This window comes from Candidatus Sysuiplasma jiujiangense, from assembly GCA_019721075.1.
Classification (GTDB): domain Archaea; phylum Thermoplasmatota; class Thermoplasmata; order Sysuiplasmatales; family Sysuiplasmataceae; genus Sysuiplasma; species Sysuiplasma jiujiangense.
In genome coordinates this window covers 55,149-76,124 of sequence record JAHEAD010000010.1, presented here as the reverse complement: position 1 = coordinate 76,124, position 20,976 = coordinate 55,149, and the positions used below count along the sequence as shown (strand labels likewise).

Annotated in this window: 21 protein-coding genes, 1 tRNA gene and 1 other RNA gene; 17 read left to right on the top strand and 6 right to left on the bottom strand. The window is 51.2% G+C overall.

Annotation, left to right across the window (positions count from 1 at the left end):
• Positions 1–34 precede the first annotated feature (34 nt).
• The gene (locus KIS29_07120) at positions 35–1,291 is read left to right on the top strand and encodes an Nramp family divalent metal transporter (protein MBX8640089.1); all 1,257 of its coding nucleotides are present in this window, start codon (positions 35–37) and stop codon (positions 1,289–1,291) included.
• Positions 1,292–1,404: 113 nt separating this feature from the next.
• Here KIS29_07120 and KIS29_07115 read toward each other — a convergent pair whose 3' ends face one another.
• Entirely contained in the window at positions 1,405–1,695 is a 291-nt protein-coding gene (locus KIS29_07115) for a hypothetical protein (GenBank protein ID MBX8640088.1), read from the bottom strand.
• Positions 1,640–2,860, bottom strand: coding sequence for an ArsA family ATPase (locus tag KIS29_07110; protein MBX8640087.1), 1,221 nt, complete (start codon positions 2,858–2,860; stop codon positions 1,640–1,642). Before KIS29_07110 ends, KIS29_07115 begins: the two co-directional genes overlap by 56 nt.
• A gap of 119 nt (positions 2,861–2,979) precedes the next feature.
• Here KIS29_07110 and KIS29_07105 point away from each other — a divergent pair, with 119 nt between their 5' ends.
• The 4 genes from KIS29_07105 to KIS29_07090 all read left to right on the top strand — a co-directional run bounded on the left by KIS29_07105 (position 2,980) and on the right by KIS29_07090 (position 7,221).
• Positions 2,980–3,408: a hemerythrin domain-containing protein gene (locus KIS29_07105; GenBank protein MBX8640086.1), complete on the top strand. Its 429-nt coding sequence runs from the start codon at positions 2,980–2,982 to the stop codon at positions 3,406–3,408.
• 74 nt (positions 3,409–3,482) lie between these two features.
• On the top strand, positions 3,483–4,988 hold the full coding sequence (locus KIS29_07100) for an FAD-binding oxidoreductase (GenBank protein ID MBX8640085.1): 1,506 nt from the start codon (positions 3,483–3,485) through the stop codon (positions 4,986–4,988).
• Between the two features lie 5 nt (positions 4,989–4,993).
• Entirely contained in the window at positions 4,994–6,349 is a 1,356-nt protein-coding gene (locus KIS29_07095) for a glycerol-3-phosphate dehydrogenase/oxidase (GenBank protein ID MBX8640084.1), read from the top strand.
• Positions 6,346–7,221 (top strand): diacylglycerol kinase family lipid kinase, encoded by an 876-nt coding sequence (locus tag KIS29_07090; GenBank protein MBX8640083.1) that lies wholly within the window; start codon positions 6,346–6,348, stop codon positions 7,219–7,221. Before KIS29_07095 ends, KIS29_07090 begins: the two co-directional genes overlap by 4 nt.
• 123 nt (positions 7,222–7,344) lie before the next feature.
• On the opposite strand, the gene KIS29_07085 is transcribed toward KIS29_07090, so the two are convergent.
• Positions 7,345–8,328, bottom strand: a complete 984-nt coding sequence (locus KIS29_07085) for a terpene cyclase/mutase family protein (protein MBX8640082.1) — start codon at positions 8,326–8,328, stop codon at positions 7,345–7,347.
• A gap of 235 nt (positions 8,329–8,563) precedes the next feature.
• Between KIS29_07085 and KIS29_07080 the strand changes: the two genes are divergently transcribed.
• From KIS29_07080 to KIS29_07070, 3 genes are all read left to right on the top strand, one after another.
• Positions 8,564–9,190: a hypothetical protein gene (locus tag KIS29_07080; protein MBX8640081.1), complete on the top strand. Its 627-nt coding sequence runs from the start codon at positions 8,564–8,566 to the stop codon at positions 9,188–9,190.
• A 98-nt stretch (positions 9,191–9,288) separates the two neighbouring features.
• A complete protein-coding gene (locus KIS29_07075; GenBank protein MBX8640080.1) occupies positions 9,289–9,918 on the top strand; it encodes a hypothetical protein in 630 nt (209 codons plus the stop codon).
• Positions 9,919–10,116, top strand: a complete 198-nt coding sequence (locus KIS29_07070) for a hypothetical protein (protein MBX8640079.1) — start codon at positions 9,919–9,921, stop codon at positions 10,114–10,116.
• Positions 10,117–10,417: 301 nt separating this feature from the next.
• Here the strand turns inward: KIS29_07070 and KIS29_07065 are convergent, their stop codons facing one another.
• Positions 10,418–10,978 (bottom strand): N-acetylmuramoyl-L-alanine amidase, encoded by a 561-nt coding sequence (locus KIS29_07065; GenBank protein ID MBX8640078.1) that lies wholly within the window; start codon positions 10,976–10,978, stop codon positions 10,418–10,420.
• Positions 10,979–11,448: 470 nt separating this feature from the next.
• Here KIS29_07065 and KIS29_07060 point away from each other — a divergent pair, with 470 nt between their 5' ends.
• The 6 genes from KIS29_07060 (at position 11,449) to KIS29_07035 (ending at position 16,546) form a co-directional block, all read left to right on the top strand.
• Positions 11,449–12,201 (top strand): hypothetical protein, encoded by a 753-nt coding sequence (locus KIS29_07060; protein MBX8640077.1) that lies wholly within the window; start codon positions 11,449–11,451, stop codon positions 12,199–12,201.
• A gap of 554 nt (positions 12,202–12,755) precedes the next feature.
• Positions 12,756–14,153, top strand: a complete 1,398-nt coding sequence (locus KIS29_07055; GenBank protein ID MBX8640076.1) for an IS66 family transposase — start codon at positions 12,756–12,758, stop codon at positions 14,151–14,153.
• A 193-nt stretch (positions 14,154–14,346) separates the two neighbouring features.
• Positions 14,347–14,634 (top strand): MoaD/ThiS family protein, encoded by a 288-nt coding sequence (locus KIS29_07050; protein MBX8640075.1) that lies wholly within the window; start codon positions 14,347–14,349, stop codon positions 14,632–14,634.
• 5 nt (positions 14,635–14,639) lie between these two features.
• The gene (locus tag KIS29_07045) at positions 14,640–15,749 is read left to right on the top strand and encodes an exo-alpha-sialidase (protein ID MBX8640074.1); all 1,110 of its coding nucleotides are present in this window, start codon (positions 14,640–14,642) and stop codon (positions 15,747–15,749) included.
• A 389-nt stretch (positions 15,750–16,138) separates the two neighbouring features.
• Positions 16,139–16,363, top strand: a complete 225-nt coding sequence (locus KIS29_07040; GenBank protein MBX8640073.1) for a hypothetical protein — start codon at positions 16,139–16,141, stop codon at positions 16,361–16,363.
• A gap of 33 nt (positions 16,364–16,396) precedes the next feature.
• A complete protein-coding gene (locus tag KIS29_07035) occupies positions 16,397–16,546 on the top strand; it encodes a hypothetical protein (protein MBX8640072.1) in 150 nt (49 codons plus the stop codon).
• 185 nt (positions 16,547–16,731) lie between these two features.
• Here KIS29_07035 and KIS29_07030 read toward each other — a convergent pair.
• Together KIS29_07030 and KIS29_07025 are read right to left on the bottom strand one after the other, a co-directional pair.
• Positions 16,732–16,824, bottom strand: a tRNA-Ala gene (locus KIS29_07030).
• An 8-nt stretch (positions 16,825–16,832) separates the two neighbouring features.
• A complete protein-coding gene (locus KIS29_07025) occupies positions 16,833–18,215 on the bottom strand; it encodes an adenylosuccinate lyase (protein MBX8640071.1) in 1,383 nt (460 codons plus the stop codon).
• Positions 18,216–18,474: 259 nt separating this feature from the next.
• On the opposite strand from KIS29_07025, the gene KIS29_07020 reads away from it, so the two are divergent.
• The 3 genes from KIS29_07020 (at position 18,475) to ffs (ending at position 20,968) form a co-directional block, all read left to right on the top strand.
• The gene (locus KIS29_07020; GenBank protein MBX8640070.1) at positions 18,475–20,118 is read left to right on the top strand and encodes a hypothetical protein; all 1,644 of its coding nucleotides are present in this window, start codon (positions 18,475–18,477) and stop codon (positions 20,116–20,118) included.
• A 140-nt stretch (positions 20,119–20,258) separates the two neighbouring features.
• Positions 20,259–20,597, top strand: a complete 339-nt coding sequence (locus KIS29_07015) for a winged helix-turn-helix domain-containing protein (GenBank protein MBX8640069.1) — start codon at positions 20,259–20,261, stop codon at positions 20,595–20,597.
• 61 nt (positions 20,598–20,658) lie between these two features.
• Positions 20,659–20,968: signal recognition particle sRNA (gene ffs, locus KIS29_07010), an RNA gene on the top strand.
• Positions 20,969–20,976 lie beyond the last annotated feature (8 nt).

Sequence of the window (20,976 nt, the reverse complement as noted above, 5' to 3'; positions counted from 1 at the left end):
GAAAGCAAGCAGCTCGGAAGATAGCGGTCGGAAAATGTTCGATGCGAAGAATGCAGCCGCCGGCAAATACAGCCGGAAGGAGATCCTGAAGCTCATAGCCTACATGGGGCCTGCGCTTATTGTCAGCATTGCCTATATCGATCCTGGTAATTTTGCAAGCGATATAGAGTCCGGTGCGACCACGGGGTATGTACTTCTCTGGGCTGTCTGGCTTGCCGGAATGATGGCCATGCTGCTCCAGTATCTTTCCGGCAAGCTGGGTCTCGCTACGGGTAACTCCCTGCCTGAACTGATTTCCGCATCCCTGAAAAAGAGGAAATACATACTCCCGTACTGGCTGGGAGCCGAGGCTGCGGCCGCGGCAGTTGATCTCGCCGAATTTCTGGGAACCGTGCTGGCGCTGAATCTTCTCTTTGGCGTTCCGTATCTCGAAGCGACCTATATCGCTGTTTTCGACGTTTTCCTGATGATTTACCTTTCGCAAAAAGGTTTCAGGAAACTGGAAAAGGCATTTTTCCTTTTTGTCGGCATGATCGGGGTAAGCTATGTCTACGAGCTCTTTCTCGTTAAACCGGATCTGCACTCGGCAGTCTACTACTCAGTAGTGCCTTCTGTTCACCAGGCATACATTGTCCTTATAGTGTCCATCATCGGCGCAACAATAATGCCGCACGTGCTCTTCTATCATTCAGATCTTGTCAGGCAGAAACTGAAGAGCAACGACATCGAGACAAAGAGAGCCACACTCAGTTACCACAGAAAGGACACCATCATATTTCTCGGGGCAGCATCACTCGTCAATGCGGCCATGCTCATAATGGCTGCAGGAGGTTTCCACGCCCGCGGACTCAACGACGTGCAGACAATAAACAACGCTTATTTCACCCTGGTTCCGCTCTTTGGCAAGGTGGCAGGATACGTTTTCGTCGCTGCCCTTCTGTCCTCCGGCATTTCCGCCTCCACACTTGGAACGCTTGCAGGCCAGTCAGTAATGGAGGGAATGCTTGGCCGGAAGATCAATCCATGGAAAAGAAGGCTGGTCACAAGATTTGTGAACGTCATTCCGACCACGATTGCAATACTCATCGGCCTGAATCCGTTCTTCATACTCTTCTACAGCCAGGTGATACTGAGCGTCATGATACCCCTGCCAATGATACCGCTGATAATATACACCTCGCAGAAGAGTAAAATGGGTGAATTCGTGAACAGAAAGTATACCGTCGTCCTGGCGGTAGCTGCGGCGCTTGTCATCATTGCATTTAATGCCTATTACCTGCTCAGCCTCTGAAGATGCGATGTTCACAACTGGCAGGGAGAAAAAACACATGCAGGATGTACTGGCCAAGTGTTCCTGGCCCGTCCGGATGATCCGGTGTCTGTACCAGACGTCCGGAACCTGATTCACTTCTTCTCTTTGACGTCGACTTTTCTGAGACTCCTCTTTCCCCTGGATTTGGAAAAATCAAATTCCAGGCTGTCTATGAATGCAATCTGCCCGTCAATGAACGATCTGGCTGCGAGCAGCATTTCCCTTTGCGCTCTCTTGAATTCCTTTATTGCCTTTGAGCCTGGTGGAACAGATGGAACCATTGCCCTGAAAGCGGCTATGGAGCCCTTGCCTGCATTATAGAAATGTTCAATCATTTCCTTTGCCTTTTCTTCGTAAACTTCGCTCTTTTTTTCTTCCTCCATCTTCATCCTCCCTGAATTTTACCGTCAGTGTGCCGCCGGATATCTCGGCAGATGCAATCTCTCTTCCGTACAATCCGAGCGGAAGCGCAATTGTGCGCCGATACTGGCCGACACCAACTATGATAGTGTCTCTCGTCGTATATAACTCTAGCTCGCTTGCATTTGCAAATGGAACCCTGAGCTGAATGCTTGTGTTTCCCTTCCTTGATATGATTTTCATCGGATTTTCCTTTGCATAGGTGATGGACGGATCGGTGTCGCCGAACAGCTCGTCGCCAAGCTTCTTCACCGCCTCCTTTCCGACAACCTCATGCGGGAACAGCCTGGAGTAGAAAATCTTCATAGGCTGGAAAGCACTCTCGATGACATCGATGTAGTTCTCCTGTTCCTTCAGCTTGATCGAATTGCTTTCAGACGTATTTTTTTTGTAAACCCTATTCACTATGAGTGCTTCCACTGTGAGATTGTAGAGCGAAAGGTAGGTGTAAGCCCTCATTGTCTCGCTTATAACCATCTTTTCAGGATTGGTGACGAGCCGCACCGATGTTATCTCAGGATTCGTGAGTATCTGCCTCACGTTCTTGATTCTCAAGTTGAACCTTTCGAATTCCTGCATCACCTGTTCTGGGGGGAGAGGTATCGATACGACTTTGCCTACCGTTACTCTTGCCAGCCGTATGAAATTCTTCATCAGCCCGTAGAAATGCTGGAAGTACCAGTCGGCAACATCAGGAAAGCTGAGCAGCCTGAGCGTATCGGCTGTGGGGGCGGTGTCGACTATGACAACATCATATTCATCATTGGCGTAAAAACGCCCGAGATAGAAAAGTGCGGCAATGAATTCCATTCCCGGAAATATGGCCATTTCCTTTGCCGATATTTCATCCATTCCCTGCGACGAAAAGAACGAAAAAATATATTTTCTGATATCGTTCCAGTTCTCCTCAAGTTCCCTGAGTATGTCTATCTCCAGACCATCAAGATTTTGAGATATTTTCTTGATTGCAGGTCCGATCTGGAAATCAACGCTGTCGGAGAGGCTGTGAGCCGAATCAGTGCTTATGATTATTGTTCTGAGGCCCCTCTCCGCACATTTCATTGCCGTCGCGACCGACACCGATGTTTTGCCGACACCGCCTTTGCCGGTGTAGATGATGATACGCATGTTCCACCATTACTCTGAACTCACCATAATGTTTGCCCTCCTTTTCAGGAATCACTTCTGTATCACTTGCCGGCTGCTGTGTCAAATTAATAATAGTTCAGTCTTCATTATTCGGCTGTATGAGGCCAAGGGATCTTGACATGAATGAGCTAATCGCTCTCCTCGAAACAGAGCACGAGAGGATTCGCTCCACACTTGTCGAACTGGGCGTGCTGCTGGAATCCGGTGAGACGGAAAAGGCAATGGACTTGATAAGGGGAATGGACGAAACGCTTATCCAGCACATGCTTGACGAGGAAGCGACGCTGCTCAGAGAGCTTATCAGGGCATTCGGGCGTGAAGGAGCGTGGGAATCCATTGAGGTCTTTCAGGAGCATGCGGACATCGACCGCCTCATAAAGGAACTGAAAAAGTCCATTGATGCAGCGAATGCAAATGTCGCCGAACTCTCCGCCGGGCTGTCCGAATTTCTCAGAAACCATTTCCAGAAGGAGCACACAATGGTTTTTCCCTGCGTAAGGGATGCCGAAAGGAAACTTGCCGGCTGAGGCGGCATGGTGAGAAGCAAGCGCAGCGCTGATACAATGCCGGTATTATAAGCTGGAATACCAATACACGGGCGATGGGCAGAGTAAACGTCCTCTACGGCGGCGGCAGGGGATATCGGGTGGCCGCGGATGCCGCCAGAATGTTGGAGGAACTCACCGGCACATCGTGGAATACAGCAGTTTGGGACGGAATGACAGACGTCAATGATAAGCCGCCTGATCCCAGGCTGAAGAAACTGTTGGAAACGGAGATGCCGGGCATTGAAGTGAGCTATTCCGCCGAAGTGCGGCTGATGCATTCGGTGGGGAAATCATCCATAGAGCTGCTAGGACTGAAAAACGGTAAGATCCCTAAAATCGTGGACGCGGTTGTCTTTCCAGATAGCGGGAATGCAGGCAGGCTGCTTGAAGCCGCAAGAAGAAACGGCATTGGCATTGTCATTTACGGCGGCGGTACTTCCGTCACCGGAGGACTCCGTTTCGGAGGCGAAGGATACGTCCTTTCACTTGATACCGGCAGGATGAAGAAAATGGAACTCAGGCGGAATTATGCTGTTCTTGGTGCAGGTCTGACAGGAGCTGAAATCGAGCATGAATTGAACAGGCATGGATTTACAGCAGGCCATTTCCCGGAATCACTTGATTTTTCAACCGTTGGTGGCTGGGTTGCGACAAAATCGTCCGGACAGGAATCCAATGAATACGGGGATATTGAGAATCTGTTGCTTTCAGTCAAACTTCACAGATCCGACGGCGTATATCAGGACAGGATATCGCCGAGAGAATCCGCCGGTGTTATGGCAAAGGACATAGCAGCCGGGAGCGAGGGGAGGTTCGGCGTCATCACTGAAGTTTCAATGAAGGTATTCCCTCTTCCAGAACGCAGGCATTTTGCAGCATATGTTTTCAGAACATTCCGGGAAGGCGTAGAATCACTCTCAAAGATGAAGACCATACCAGCCGTCGCCAGACTCTCCGATGAACTAGAGACGAAGTTCGGATTTGCCGGTTCTTCCGGCAGTCTCGGGAAATCACTGCTCATGCGGTACCTCAAGATGAGAAGGGCTGAAAATGGCGCCTTGCTCGTCATGGTCTCCAACAGGCCGCTTGAGGAAAGGCCTGCGGATTCTGTATGGGTAGGCCCTGTCCCATCCCGCATGTGGTACAGGGAACGCTACGTGCGGCCGTACATAGCAAACGAACTGTGGAAAAGGGGCATTGTCACCGATACGCTTGAAACCTCCGCCTGCTGGGAAGATATTCCTGTCATTTACGCCGCAGCATCGGAATGGTTTTCAGACGCAATCGGTGAAAGGGGATTTCGCGGTGCCATGATGTGTCATCTTTCACATATCTACACAACGGGCGGATGCCTGTATTTCACCATCATTATGAAGTCGGGAAACGAGGAAGAGGATCTTCTGGCGGTGCGAAACGGTCTCATCAGGTGTTTCATGGAAAACGGCGGCTCGATAACACATCACCATGGCCTTGGCTCCTTCCTTTCGGGTTATCTGGACGAAGGAAAGAAGAGACTGGCCGGCACCCTGGCGGACCCGGTTCTTTCTGCCGGCCGGTGAGCACAGTGAATGAATTTTCCTACAGGACCAGAAAACTTCAGCTGGGTGAAATTGCCGGAACCAGGGTGAGGGTGCTGATTGTCGGTGGCGGCATAGTCGGTGCGGGCGTTGCAAACATACTTGCGCAGAACGGCCTGCAGCCCGTGCTGGTGGAAAAGGGAGATTTTGCATCCGGAACCAGTTCCGGCTCCTCCAAGCTCATCCATGGCGGTCTGAGGTACATTTCCCAGGGCAAATTCATGCTAGTCAGGGAACTGCTCAGGGAACGAAATTACCTGCTTCGCAAAACGGATCTTGTCAAGAAACTGAATTTCGACATAATTGTGGACGATTATTCATGGGGGCGGGCTTCTATCCGCGCAGGCCTGTTACTGTATGGAATTCTGGGTAGCCATCCAGGTATACCAAGATGGAACAGAAACAACGGAAAATATCCTGACAAAGTCAGCGGGTATTTCTCGTACTGGGACGGGGTGGCCGACGACGCATCTCTCGTCATACACAATATTGCTTCTGCCCAGAAGAACGGGGCCAGATGCCTCAACTATACAGAGCTGAAAGCTGTTTCCAAGAACAGCCGGGGTTTCACTGCGCGACTCGCGGACAGGTTCACGGGCGGGGAAATCGCCATTGAGGCGGATGCCGTTGTCAATTGCGCCGGTCCCTGGGCAATGAAGGTCGCTGAAATGTGCGGCATAACGGAGGGCGGCGAATTCCGTCTGAGCAAAGGCGTCCACATTGTAGTTGCCAGGAATGTCGTTCCGGTGCAGGATGCGGTTGTCTTCCGTTCGCATCTGGACAGGAGACAGATGTTTGTTATACCTAGGGGAAGGGTGGTAATCATTGGGACAACGGATGAATTTGTCGACAGACCCGACGATTTTTCCATACCTGAGGAACACACCGACTACATAATACGGAGTGCCGCAAGGCTTTTTCCTTCTGTAACGCATGAAAGCATACTTACAAGCTATGCCGGCATCAGACCGCTGTTCGGACGGGGAAGGAGCGCCGGCAGTGTTTCACGCGAATTTTCCGTGAGTGTTCATGGCAAATTCATATCTGTGTTTGGCGGCAAGCTAACGGACTACAGGAGTGCCTCGAGAAAGGTTGCATCGGTGCTGGCACGCGCCTCGGGCATCAAGATCAGGACAAAGGGGCTGCCAGTCGTCGACTACGTCAGGCAGGGGATTGGGGACAATCCCTATGATTATTCCATCATGTACGAGTGTGCGATGACCTTCGAGGATATTGCGCGAAGGAGATTCGGTCTTTCCATCTATTCCGAAGATCTCGGAGAATCGGAGAAGGGCAAAATTGAAGCCGCCCTGGAAAAGCACTTTGGAAGCGTGCTGAAATGAAGGTATTCGCGCTGATAAATCCGCAGGCAGGAGGCGGCCTGGCGTCTGAAATCTGGCCAAGGACAATGAAGAGCCTCGGCGGGCTGAATTTTTCATTCGAATTCACTTCCGGCCCAATGCACGCGGCGGCGTTGGCGCGTCGTGCGGTGGAAGAGGAATTTGACTATCTTCTGTGTGTCGGCGGCGACGGAACCATCAATGAAGCTGTGCAGTCGCTGGCGAACAGGCAGACAGTCCTTGTAGCGATTTCGGCAGGAACAGGCTCGGACTTTGCAAGAACCACCGGTATCCGTTCGGCAGATCAGGCTGTTGAACTTATGAAGGAAGGCAGTCGTTCCAGAGCCGATCTGGGCAGGGTTGCATGGGGCGGCAGGAGCAGATACTTTGTGAATATACTCGAACTTGGCTTCGGAGCAAAGGTGATGGCCAGGGTGAACGCGGGCAGAAAGGGTCACGGCAGAAATGTGTTCAACGCCGCAGTCATGAGGGAGATGCTGAACCTGCGCAGCTATGCCGTAGAGCTGGAACATGACGGCCTTTCGACCGCCGGCCCTTTCACTGAAATCGTCGTTGCGAACGGGAAGTACTTCGGCGGAGGAATGCTCGCATCAAAAAATTCGTCGATCTCTGACGGCAGGCTGGATGTTCATGCGATTGATGCAATTTCACGCATAAGCCTTATGAGGAAATTTTCGAAACTGCGCGACGGCAGCTATCTCGAAGATCCAAAGGTGCGAAGCTTTTCTGCGGAAAATGTGCGCATTTCCGGCGAATCTATTCCAATGGAAATGGACGGCGAAACTGTCGGCAATGCACCTGCCGAGGTTTCCATTGTGCCGAATGCAATATTTGTTTTATCTGCCGGCAAATGATGTCCCGCAAATTGGCCAGGACCGTTGCAGCAGCGGACATTCAACACAGATCATTCACGGGCGGTACTGGTCGGCGGATGAGGAAGGCGCTATTCACGCTGCCGGACGAGGCAGGTCTTCCCCTCAGGTTTCTTCTGCACGCTTGAGGATGCCGAGCGCCCTGAGGGTAATCAGTTTGCTGGGAGCACCAGCCATTTCGAGTATGAACGGCTTCACATTGCTCTTTTTCATGCGATAGCCAGCGCCTCTTCCCAGATCCGGATGATTTGCATCCATCAGCCAGAATCCCTCAGGTCTCCTCTTCCTGCGCAAAATATCGAATGCGGGCCGGAGTCTCCTGTCATCAGAATAGCCGAATTTCGTCATCAGGTCGAGGCCTATCAGAATATCATAGTAATAGTGTACAGGATAGTGAAACCTTAGCCAGGGCAGGTAGTTCCTGCCCTGTTTGAACAGCTCATGTTCGAGATAAAATTCTGCACCCCTGTCCACGCAGCGTTTTATGGCCGCAGTCCATTTGTTTTCAGGCAGGGCTGCGAAAGCGCTAAGGCCTTCCCAGCAGTCAAGTGTTCCCCTGCCAAACGCAATCCGGGGGAAACAGTGCCATCCTCCGTCATCCATCTGATGTTCGATCAGCCATCTCACAGCTGACCGGACTCTCGGGTCCTCTGCATAACCGAACTGAATTAGCGCCCTGGCAAGATTGCCTGTAACGCAAACCTCACTGCCAGGTCCCGGTGAGTCGAGTCCACCATCCGGGCGCGAATAATCCCTTAGGAACAGTTCACAGGTTTTCCTCACTCTGTTGTCTTCAGCCGACACACCCATGTCGGATAGAACAATGAACCTCCAAATTGTGGATGTGTATTTCGGGCGATATAGATCCCTGCCGGATTCCCATAAGCCGGGAGATGTCTGGCATGAAAGTATATCTTTCGCCCAGCCCCTTTTCGGAACATTTCCAAGTGCTTCAGCAGCCTCGGAATCAGACGGTTTACGGTCAAGAAGATCTACCAGTGCGTGATACCTTATAAACGGCTGATTTGGTTCAAGCAGCCACTGCATGATGTCTTCGTCTTTTAAACTGCCCGCCGACAGTGAAATCACGTCCACCCGGTATAGCAGCCAACGGGTAATTGTTCTCTGCTCTTAAGTGTGTTCCTGAAAATCCTGCACTGAAGCATCCCGGGCAGCCTGCCTGCGGCGAAGAGAGCAAGCAGCCACAAGGTGCAGGTTTTACCAACTGACGGGCGGTAGGTCGCAGAATGCAGGAGCGTATGTGCCTGTTCCGGAGCGGTGATGTTTTCAGTGGCGACGTGGGCGAACAATTCTTTAAATTCCCATGATTCCTGACAGTATCGCCAGCAGGGCGATGGATATGGGGGAAAACATCTCAGGAAACCATGAACTGGCATTCGTTGTGCAAAAGCACCAGGCAACCTCGCTGCATTACGATTTCCGTCTGGAAATAGGCGGAACAATGCCTTCGTGGTCTGTTCCCAAAGGTCCGACCCTCGACAGCACTGTCAAACGTCTTGCAATGCGTACTGACGACCATGACCTCGAATACAGACACTTTGAGGGCGTCATCGGCGCGGGGGTCAACGGTGCAGGAACCGTGATGATATGGGACGAAGGGACTTACAGACCTGAGGTGGAAACAGCCAGGGGAATCAGACGTGAGGTAAGCGTTTTTCAGGATGAGCAGGAAACTGCAGCCCGGGAGCTTGAGGAGGGTAACCTGAAGTTTCGCCTTTACGGCAAAAAGTTGAACGGATCGTTCGCGCTTGTCAGGACGTCCATGATTCCTGGAAGAGAGACGTGGCTACTCATAAAGCACAAGGACGAGTGGACCGAAAAAGGCTACGATGCGAACAACTATGACCTTTCCGCGGTGAGTGGGATGACGTTTGCCCAGATTGCAGGGAAGCGCGGCAGGGCTGACTTTAAAGACCGCTCACCCGAGTAATGCACAGGGTAAGGGGACTGTCGAGCCGGCACAGGTACTGAAAACTCTTTTAAACGCAGTTTACATCCTTCATTCAACCACTGATATAAGGTGACTTGTTGGCAAGCAAAACAGCGACTGCCGAAGTGCATGGGGCGAATACCGAAAGGACGGAAGCGGCGAATGTTGGCTTCCCGTCATATACCGGGTCTCTCCTCCGCTGGAGCTTTATTCTGGGTATAATCCCCCCCGCCGTTCTCATTGTCGCTCTTTCAATCAAAAGTCTAGTTCTGCTCGAGTATGTTCACGTTATAACTGGCGCTGTCTGGACCGGATTCGATCTTTTCATGGGTCTGATAATGTCCATGATCTTCAGGACGCTTGAACCGCAGATGAGGGTGGAAGTCGCAAAGAGACTCACACCACTGAATTTCTTTGCCGTGCCATCGCTTGCTTCCGTTGCGATAGTTGCCGGTATTTATCTTGCGGAAAGGCTGGGTATGTTTGTTCTAACATCCCCATGGATAATAGCAGCGGGCATTGTTGTCATTGTGCTCACGGCGCAGGGTTTCGGCATATTCCTTCCGAACAGTATACGGATATTCGTAGAGGTGTCGAAGCCCATTCCGGACCAGCAGAGGATAATCAGGCTGAACATGCTCAACGTTAAACTGGCAGGGGTACAGGCCGCTTTCCAGATCGCAATAATCTTCATTATGGCGCATATTGCAGTGCTGGGGGTTGCCTGAATGGTCATCAGCGCACTCATCGCGGTCATACTGTTTGCAGGTGCTTTCCTTTCAATCTACATGGGCATATATGCGGGCGCAGCGAAAAGTTTCCGCAAGGGTGAACTCGATGCAAGGGGAATGCACATACTCAGGCTGGGTCTCCTCGGCCATATAGTGATATTTGCCTCTCTTGCCTTCACTGCCTTTCTGATTTAAAATTCTGCTTTCAGTCGGTCCAGACCAATATGCATCAAATCATCAACCCGCTTTTACAAGTGTTGAGAAAAACCGGTGCTGCGCACTAATCCGGTCAGCAGCAGAAGAACACGAATTCTGAATTGAACCCTGTTCCTGAAATTGACAACGAATTTCATCAGTCTCCCCGAAGGAGTCACATGTTTTATGCGACAGCATCGTATCTCCTGCCTCCGCACTCCATACGCCAAAAAGCAATATGTGTATATCACACTCACATATTGCGAATTGTAACATGTGATTAATTACGCCGTTCAGGTCATCAATCGACCGTGACATTGCCGCCGCGGTCTCTTATGTAATCAAGTTGCATCTGGTTTGCCAGTTCGACCACAGCGCTTCTGTCGGCGTATTTCTCAAGTCTGGACCAGTCGAAATTATCTGCCGGATCAATCTTTCTTCCCGGCGGCAGTGCTATGTCCCTGTGTCCGACGACCATGTCTTTCTTTATGCCGTATTCTGACACAAGTCTTCCCACAAGTTCAGTGAGAGCGTAATACTGTTCCGATGTGAAAGGGTCTTTTCCGTCCCCCCTGTTCACAATCTCAATTCCGATTGAATAGTCGTTGCAGTTGTCAGTGCCCTTCCATCTGCTGACACCCGCATGCCACGCCCTGTCCTCATCTCTAACCATGTGGATTACTTCCCCGTTTTTTCCAAGAACGTAATGTGCGCTGACGCGGGAATTACGGTCGAGGAACAGTCTGATAGTTTCGTCGGCTGTCGGAATCGCCGTGTGGTGCACCACAATCATCTCAATCTGTTTTCCCTCTCGGCTATTGAAATTTGGCGACGGCATCCAACTGACGCTGTTTCCGCTCATCGTACGCCGAAGATAATTGAAATTATTTGAAACGTGCTGTTACGAGGGATGCGATTTTTATTTCATGAACGTTGTCATTCTGGAGATCATTTTGCCACACTCGTCAGGACAAATGATCTTTGAGAGTCATAATCAAGCTCGGGACCATGTTTGCGCGTTTGCCGTAGTATTGCGGAAGCAATCGTCCTTGTTCAAGGAATGAAGTTTTTAGAGATTCGTCTCAATCCGGTATTAGGCATTATTCACCGAACGACGTCTGTTTCATGAATTTATGTCACCATGTGCGTCAGGTCAAGGCCAGGCGTGAAATCATGCTCAATCCCTACACCTTTTTCGAGCGACTTCCTTCCTGCCTGTTTCGACAAACGAAGGACTTCCCTCAAGTCTTCCGGATAACGACAAGCTTTGCTTGTATGGTAAATATTAAATACATCATACATACGTTACCAATACGTTTAAATGGAGTTTAATTGGATATGACAGAAATAAGGATCCAGGTGGCGGAAGAGGTCGACAGGTATCTGGACGCGGCTGTAAAGAACGGTCTCTTTACTAACAAAGCGGAGATCGCAAGAGCCGCTCTCATACAGTACATGAGCTCTATCAATCTGATGTCCAGAAATTACGACGATGAGCTGGTGTTTTCCCCTGAAGGCAGAATATATCAATTGGAGTATGCGAGGAATGCTGTGATCAGGAGTTTCACCTCTGTCGGTATATCATGTAAAGATGGGGTGCTCATCTGCTGCGGCAAGCCGGTACCTGAGAAACTTCAACCACTCAGAACGGATACCAGGAAAATTTTCGAGATAGGCGAACGTGTCATCCTGACCTACAGCGGCCTCATTGCAGACGGAAACCTCGTAATCGATGTTATCAGGGAGGCAAAACCTCGCAACAATATGCAGCTGAAGGAGTCAATAAGGCGGGCATACAGGCCATTTCTTTACGAGCGCAATAAGAGACCTCTCGGTGTCGGATTTCTGATAGGCAGTCTGCTTGAAAAGCCTGTAATTTTTTATGCAGATCCTGCAGGAGGTATTTCCGAGTACAAAGCGGCAGCGATGGGTTCCGGGGCTGACGATGCAACCAGTCTGCTTGAAACCAAATACAGGGAGATGACCACCGTCAATGCTGAAAAACTCGCTATCGAAGCGCTTGGAGAAACATTTCGCAGTACTGGCAACTATGAGCTCAGGATTTTGAAAACACAAGGATCCTGAGGAGGCTATTTACGGCAGACATTTCACTCCTTCCTCTGAAGGAGTTCGGGTCACTTCCTATACTCGTGGCAAAGGAACACATCTTTCTTCCTCAGCGCAGCTGCAAGCCTCCACAACTGGCGATCTCCCTGCTTTTCCTGCAATCTTTCTCTGTCTAAAGGGTCGCACTGGGATCAGGTCTCTACGGACATGTGCCGGGAAATGACCGTATCCCCACACAGTGGATTGAACTGCAACAAGGCGCGGCGCAGGAGCTACCTCCTATCACTACTGACTTTCAATAGCGGTTTTACTTTTCAGGCAAAAGCGTGTATTATCCGATTGTAACAGCTCACGTTTTCGGTAAACGAGAAGGATGAACACTCTTCTCCCGCTCTGCATTGTTTATTTTTATTCAAATCGTACATAGATATATAACTAGGATCGCCATTACTCCTACGCGGTGACTCACCGCGAAACAGCCTTCTGTCTTCCTGCTCGAAGATGATGAAAAGCTCACGTTCACAAAGGAAGAGAAAAGGGAACTTCTCAGGCAGTTCCGACGGCTCGAGAAGATGGAGGAGGAGAACAGAGAACTGAAGAAGGAGCTGAAAGAACTCAGGGAAGAGAACAAGCGCCTCAACGACAGGATAAGAAAGCTTGAGAGCACACCCCAGATGCTCTCATCATCCGACAGAACAGCAGAGGCCGGCGGTGTGCCCACGAGCAGGATATTCTACCACCGGCCGAGGTACACGAACAGGAAGCCGGGAGGGCAGCCCGGCCATGATGGCCGTGGCAGGAAGAGACCGGAAACAAACTCCGCACCTGTCATCATATCCCTTGACAGATGCACTGCGTGTGGTTCACCGCTCGGTGAACCCTCCGACGTGCTTTCAAGGACAATAACAGACATACCGCCGCCCAAACCAGTTGTCTATGAACTCATGCTCAACAGATACCGCTGCCCGAACTGCCACAGCAGGGTGACTGCGCCGTCACCCTTCCCTCCCAGCATACAGTTCGGTCCTGTGCTTGCATCGCACATGTCGCACATGCGCATGCTTGGAATGAGCATAGGCAGTGTGCGGACAATGCTCAGGGAGTCGTATGGCATTGAGATGAGCGATGCGACAGTACTCTCAATGGAACGGTGGGTCGCATCATCGCTCGAACCACTGTACTGCAGACTGAAGAAGAATCTGAAGAGGCACGGGAATGCAGGCGCGGACGAGACCAGGCTCAGGATCGGAGGAGATAACGGGTGGCTGTGGGTGATAGCAACAAACTCGTCTGTCGTCTACCGTGTGGCAAACACGAGGGGAAAGGCGGTTCCACTCGAACTGCTCTCAGGATACACAGGCACATTATGCCATGACGACTGGAAACCGTACAACGCCATAACAACTGCAAAGCACCAGCTTGACCTGCTTCACGTCAACAGATGGATTGAAAGGGCTGAAGTCAGGCACGGCATTGAGCCGAGGCCGCTACTCGGAAACAGACCACCCATGCTCACCAGGCGTGGCAGACCGCCGGATGAGTTCATATCTTTCGCTGACGGTGTCAGGAGAATACTCGCAAGGGCCGTACACGCAACGGACAAATCCAACTGTGCAAGGAAGAGGGCGTTCACAATTGCCAGCAGGGCGCTCTCTGCCCTGCTTGACAGAAGATGGAGGGATGGGGATGCTGCACACATTGCCGCCGAGCTCAGGCGGCGGTTCGGAATGCTCTTCACGTTCCTCAGGCAAAGAGGTGTACCATGGCACAACAATCGTGCCGAGAATGCGATAAGGCACGGTGTACTCCACCGCAAGATAAGCGGCGGAAGGAGGACATGGGATGGAGCACATGCACTCGAATGTATCCTGTCTGTATACCGCACCTGCAGAAAGAGGAAACAGGACTTCATATCCACAGTCCTGTCATCGCTTGTCGGCGATTACAGGACAGGAATCACTCAAAATTGATAGCCGGGATTCTGAGTAGTTACATCCGATTTATCCGATTTTTGACAGATTGATGACTACGAATTTAGTAATTTTTGCTGAGCATGTTTTATTAGGTGGCAGCACGATTCCATCTAAAATTTGCCTGGTGCATCAAGTGGAAGCCGATTTTTTTGAATATGACATTCAACAAGGCTGTGAGTGATTACCAGGTATGAAGGGCCAAGGCATTCGTGTGATTCTTTCCGTTCACCTCCGGGATTATACCAACGGGGTCTGTGAACTGGAGTTTGGGGAAATATCTTCTGTCGGGGCACTGATTGATGCACTTAATTCCAGATTTCCTGGAATATCGATGCGCCTGCTGGATGATCAGGGCAAGGTGCGCAGATATGTGAATATTTTTGTCGACAGTGAGGATATTAGGAGCAGGGATGGTGTCAGTACTTCGCTCTCTGGTGCCAGGGAAGTGGTAATACTGCCATCGGTTGCAGGAGGCTGAAATTTATGGCTGGCAGAAAAATGAAAAAGGTGCCTGGCGAAATATTGCTGATGGTTGGAACCAAGAAAGGCGCATTTCTGTTCCGTTCCAAGGACGGCAGAAGATCATGGAAGGCGTCAGGACCGTTTTTCCGTGGAAAGCAGATATATCATTTCACATATGACAGGAGAAACGGGACGCTCCTCGCATCTGTAAACAGTGAACAGTGGGGACCGACTGTTTCCATCAGCCATGATTTGGGTGAAAGCTGGAAGGAAAGCAAAAGTCCGCCAAGATTTCCCGAAAGTTCCGGCCTCTCGGTTGCCAGGGTATGGAACATCAGGCCCGGGAATGAGAGTGCACCGGAGCGTTTGTATTTGGGTGTTGAACCTGCGTGTCTTTTCAAAAGCAATGACAGAGGAGAAACCTGGCAGGTAGACGAGGGACTCCTTAACCACAGCACGAGGAAAGACTGGTCACCAGGAAACGGGGGTCTCTGCCTGCACACCATTCTGCCTGATGATCGCAATGAGAGCAGCCTCCACGTTGGTATTTCGGCTGTCGGGACCCTGTTTAGCTCTGACGGCGGCGACAACTGGGATTTTCAGAACAGGAACGTCCTGGCGGATTTCTTTCCGGGTGCCAAGAAGTACCCTGTTTTCGGTCAGTGTGTTCACAAACTTGTCAGAAACAGAAAAAAACCGGATACTCTTTTCCAGCAAAACCATTGCGGTGTTTTTCGCAGCAGGAATAACGGGAAGAGCTGGACAAAAATAACCGGCAATCTGCCGTCAAGATTTGGCTTCCCGATTGCAATAGACGATTCCGGAGGTTCCCGGATTTTCGTCGCTCCTCTTGAAGGAGACTATTCCAGAATACCTGAAAACGGCCGCTTCAGTGTCTGGGCTTCCGACAACGAGGGCGGCGAATGGTTTCCTCTGAACCGCGGTATACCGAAGGTTGCATACTTCGAAGTGCTCAGGGATGGCATGAAGGCGGACGGGGAAGATCCCTGCGGGATATATTTCGGCACCACTACAGGACATCTGTATTACAGCAGAAATGCAGGTGACAGCTGGTCCTGCATCAGCAATATTCTCCCGCCTATATTTTCAGTTGAAGCATCACATGTATAAAGTAAGGTGCATTCAAGTAGATCCACAGAAGTAAAGATAGGCCAGTTTCATCTGATCGTCTGGCATGGTTTAAGGCTCTCTTCGCACGAGAATTCGTGTTTGATACACTTCATAACAGTGCTCTATACATCTGACGCCGCGTCTCTCAGGTTAAACGTTAGCTCCGTGGGTTTTTGCATAATGGGCGTCTTGTGAAGCAGTTTTCCTTCGTGAAACCAAAGAATCCACTTAGTGGATTTACTATTCACTTCCCTAATATGACTCATACAAACTGGGTTCTGAAGCACAGGACGAAAGGAACGCATGTGATCAGGCGTGGTGACAGGTACTATCCCTAAAAGGTCACGAGCGTATGGAACAGGGAGAAGGGGAGAAGGAAACACAAGGCGATGAGGGATTACTTCCAGGCACAGCACAGGATGGGCACCATTGCAGTGATCACAGACCTGGATGAGGAGGGGGAGCGCATATTCGAGCTGCTGGAGTCAAGGGTTGACATAGAGCAGCTCTATGACACATTCAAGAACATTGTACACGCAGACCGCTCGTGCATGCGCGACGACTGCCAGCTGAACGGCTGGCTGGTCGTCAATTTCATTGTCATGGTGCTCTAATACCGCATACACAAACTGCTTGCTTCACACGATATGCTGAATAAGTATTCGCCGATGGACGTGCTCGAGCATCTGTCAAGGGTCCAGATGCTCAGCGTCGATGGGCAATGGATAATGACGGAGATACCGAAGAAGACAAGAGAGATCATAAACAAGCTGGAGATACCTATTATTCACAATTGATGGAGTTATGGGTTAATGGCCGAGATTGCGAAGATAAACTGTTGCTGCAAGGACTGATTTTGCTTTCAGGTTCTCGAACAATCGCGAAACCTGTTGTCTTTCAACAAATGATCGTATTTGCTCCGGAAAGTCACAATGAGGCTAACGCACCGATGGCAAATATATTACTCGACGAATAGATTATATGGACCCAGCGGGATTTGAACCCGCGGCCTCCGCCTTGCGAAGGCGGCGATCTGTAGCGGCTGCCGCTGCAGCATCCACTGATCTATGGGCCCAAAGCTGTCTATCCATTGGCTGAATGCCTCGCAGAAGATATGTTCAGCGACCTCGTTCTGCTGACACGTTCGACAACCATTTCCGTTATTTTAACCGAATGCCCTGTGTAGGAGTCGGGATCCAGGAGTTCCATGACCTCCTCTTTGCTCAGGACCTTCATCACCTCTGCAGATGACAGCAATGCGTCTCCGAATGTTATTCCCTTCTCTTCCGATTTCATGGCAATCTTCCTGATGATTTCATGCGCCTCCTGCCTTCCGTAACTGTCTGCAAGCCTGAGCATGAATCTCTCCGCCATGACGATACCCCTGACATTCTCTATGTTTCTGCGCATCACTTCCCTTTTCACGAGAAGTGTCCGGAACAAATCCGATGTCTTGTAAACGATATCGTCGGCAAGGACCATTACATGCGGAAGAATTATCCTCTCGGCGCTGGAATTGGTCAGATCCCTTTCATGCCACAGTATCATGTTTTCCAGGGAGGGTGTGACAAATGCACGCGCGATCCTTGCGAGACCGCATATGTTTTCCGCCTTCACCGGATTCCTCTTCTGTGCCATGGTGGAACTGCCCACCTGTCTGGCGGAATCGAAATATTCCTCCACCTCGTCTATTTCAGTCCTCTGCAGATTTCTCACTTCGGTTGCCATCTTTTCGCATGTGGTGACCAGATTCGACAGGACTGAAACGAGCTCTGCGTATCGGTCCCTGCCCACGATCTGGCTGCTCGCCTCCTCATATCCTATACCGAGTTTCTTCATGACGCCGCTCTGCAGCCTGAAGAATTCGGCGCCGAAGGAGGCACCAGTACCGACTGCTCCCGACATCTTGCCAACGACGGCCCTCTTCTCGCACTCTTCCAGTCTTTCAAGCTGCCTGTCAATCTCAGAAAGGAAGACGGCAAGTTTCAGTCCAAATGTAATCGGCAGCGCAGCCTGACCGTGTGTCCTGCCGAGCATCACGGTAGCCCTTTCCTCCATCGCCCTCTTCGCAATCACGCGCTCCAGTTCTATGACGCCCTTTCTGATGAGCCCGATTCCCTCCCTGAGCTGGAGTGCAGTGGATGTGTCGATGATGTCATTCGATGTCGCGCCATAATGCACGTAGGGAGATCCCTTCCCCGACACCTCGCTAAGCGCCCTGACCATTGCCATTACGTCGTGGTTTATCTCAGCCTCAATCTCCCTTACCCTTTCGATTTTGACCGAATCACCTGCGACTGCCGAACCAATGGCCCTTGCAGCCTGCTTTGGAATAAGGCCGCGCTCAGCCTCCGCACTCGCTAGCGCACTTTCCACCTTCAGCATGTACCGTATCTTTGCCTCTTCGCTGAATATTGCCTTCATTTCCTCCCTTCCGTAACGGAAGTCGAGTGCACATACAGTCATGCGGGTTCCGCAGGTTGAGATTCAGTAGACCATTAATAGTGTTTCCATCAAAACAGGACAGTTTTTCAGCTCCCCGGGTGCGCCCGCCACGATGACGGCTCATGATGTCTGCTTCAGCGGGGCCGATTTATTGCTCTGTTTGAGAATCTGACAGGAAGATATACTATGTGGATTGGAAAGTCTGAAATGTAAACGCGGGCCAATGGTTTCAAATTCAGGCAGAATCTATACCCTTTGCCTGCGGGCAGGATGTTACAAAATGGACTACGCTGAAAGACATGGGGCCCTTCCTCCCGAACTTCTCAAGTTCATGGAAGCTCCAGGAGGGCATTCGCTTGTAATCAAGGGGGAAGCAGGAACCGGGAAGACAACGCTCGCCCTTCAGCTGATCGAGACGATGGCAAGCAGTGAAAATCAGTATTACCTTTCCTCCAGGGTTTCAGACGAATCACTGTTCAGGCAGTTTCCGTGGCTGAAGGAAACAACGGAAAAGGTGAAACTACTGAAGGCGGGCAAGGCATTTCTCCTGCACATGACATCTTCCGTGAAGCGTGTGGATCCTGAAGGAGCGGATCTGGTGAAGCAGACAGAAATGACGGACCTGGGGCCGGCTGTCGAGTTGCTCAGGGCTCTCAATGAGTCGGACGAAAAGCTCACAGTTGACAGAACGGAACTGCACAGGCTTGAGGGCCAGATCGAAGAAGGCTCAATCTCGGCATCGGAAGAAGTGTCGCCCACACGTATTTCATTCGACAGCGGCTCCGTGGACCTTGTCCTGGGCAGGCTCCTGCCTGAGCTGGAGGTTGCATATGACAGGGTTGAGGAGAGGCTCCCCGAACGCAGCCTCGTGGTGATAGACAGCATTGACGGGCTTGGGGAGAAGTACGACATTCCCCCCGAGAGGTTACTCACAGTGATACAGAAGGACATAGTGGAAGGTTCCGGCGCAAATGTCGTTTACGTTCTGGAATCGGCCGGGGGCACGCATATGGATTACCTTGGCGACGGTGTGGTTTCACTGTCAACAAGGGAACTCGCCGGACGCAGGGGAAGGATAATGCAGCTTGAAAAACTGAGGGGAGTGAAGGTTGACAGGCACAAGTACATGTTCACGCTTGTCAACGGAAGACTCGAAACATTCCCTCCTTCCCCCAACCAGATTCAGCAGCCGGAGAGAAAGTGGAGGTCGGTACAGAATCCGGGCACGGAAACAGCATCATTCGGATCAGTTCAGCTCGACAGGATTTTCGGTGGCCTTCCTTACGGCAGTGTCACACTTATCGAGGTTGGCGCAAACGTGCCGTCCGTCTATTCTGACATAATTCAGGACGCGCTGGTAGCCAGTTTTGCCTCCAGGAACAACGGCGTGGCATGGATTCCCTCCAGGAAGGCAAGCTATGACCTCCTGCACGACAGGATTTCGGGAATGATAGGCGAGGGCAGGTTTGAAAAGAACGTGCGCATATTCGAGCAGAGCTCGGCCGCGCCCACAGACATTCCGTACCTGATATCCCTGGAAGGCAACAAGCTTCTGACGGATCTCAAATGGGAGACCATAGAATACAATCTCTCTGATTCGAACCATCCTTTCCTCTCCCTTCTCGGATTCGACATACTCGAATCAATGTATGGAAAGGAGGACGACAGCGGCCTGCTTGACGGTCTGGTGGAACATGTCGGTGCAATCAGGAGGGGAAAGCATGTCATGGTTGCGCAGGCTCTGAGCTCGAGCAGGCTCTATCTCCAGTGGCTCAGCGACATATCGCTGATGCACATAAAACTCGAAAACATAGAGGGGACAGTCGTTCTTTACGGTATGAAGCCTTTCACCCAGTTTTACGGCATGCTGCCCGATCCGGCAATGGACGACAACCTGCCGGTGAATCTCGTTCCCGTTTCCTGACGGGGTGAAAATATGGCGGCACCCCACCCTCAGTCCGCGGCCGTCCGCTCAAAGACGGCAGTTGGGTTTTATTTAAGTAGTTAAATAAAGATTTAAGTTCATAATGGAGGCATCATGCATCATCAGGCGGCAGCATTCAGATGACGCCATTCATATATTCCCAGTTGCTGACGGACGAATATGCGGCAAAGATAATGACCGCAATAATGAAGGTTCCCAAGTCAGCCCAGGAACTCTCGGCCGTCTACGGCATACCCATTGCCGCTTGCTACAGAAGGATCAAGCTGCTTGAAAAATACGGATTGATTGAATGCAGGGAGAGAAGGCTGTCGCAGCAGGGAAAGCGAATCAACTATTACATCTCGGTCGTCAGGAACGCATACATCTTCTTCGAAGACGGCAAGCTGCGCGTAAGACTGGATCTTGTTTCCGGCGTGTCCAGGGAATTCGAGGACAAAACCGACGAGGGCGGCGTCTGACAGCCACTGCGCGTGCGCATCGGAACGAATTGGTTATATATTGTCTCAATCTTGTTTCAGACGCCAGGCTTGACCGGGGCGCTCGGCGTGCCCTTGTACACCGAAATCGTCGATAGCGGGGGTGACAGCCTGCAGAGGCGTAACCATGACAGCATTGGCCCAGTGTGTGACAGTGAGGCTTCGTCCGCCGGGGCGCGAGGAGCCGGGACGACATGCCCGGAGGGGCGTGACTCCCGGAATGATCGCGGGCACCAGGCCAGGCCCTGACGGGAGCATCCTTACCGCGGACTACGCACGCTCGGCGGGAAGCGGGGTCGAGAATCGCACTGTACACCATTGCTGAAGTGGCCGACGATGCAGGCGGCCTGGTTTGTTCCGC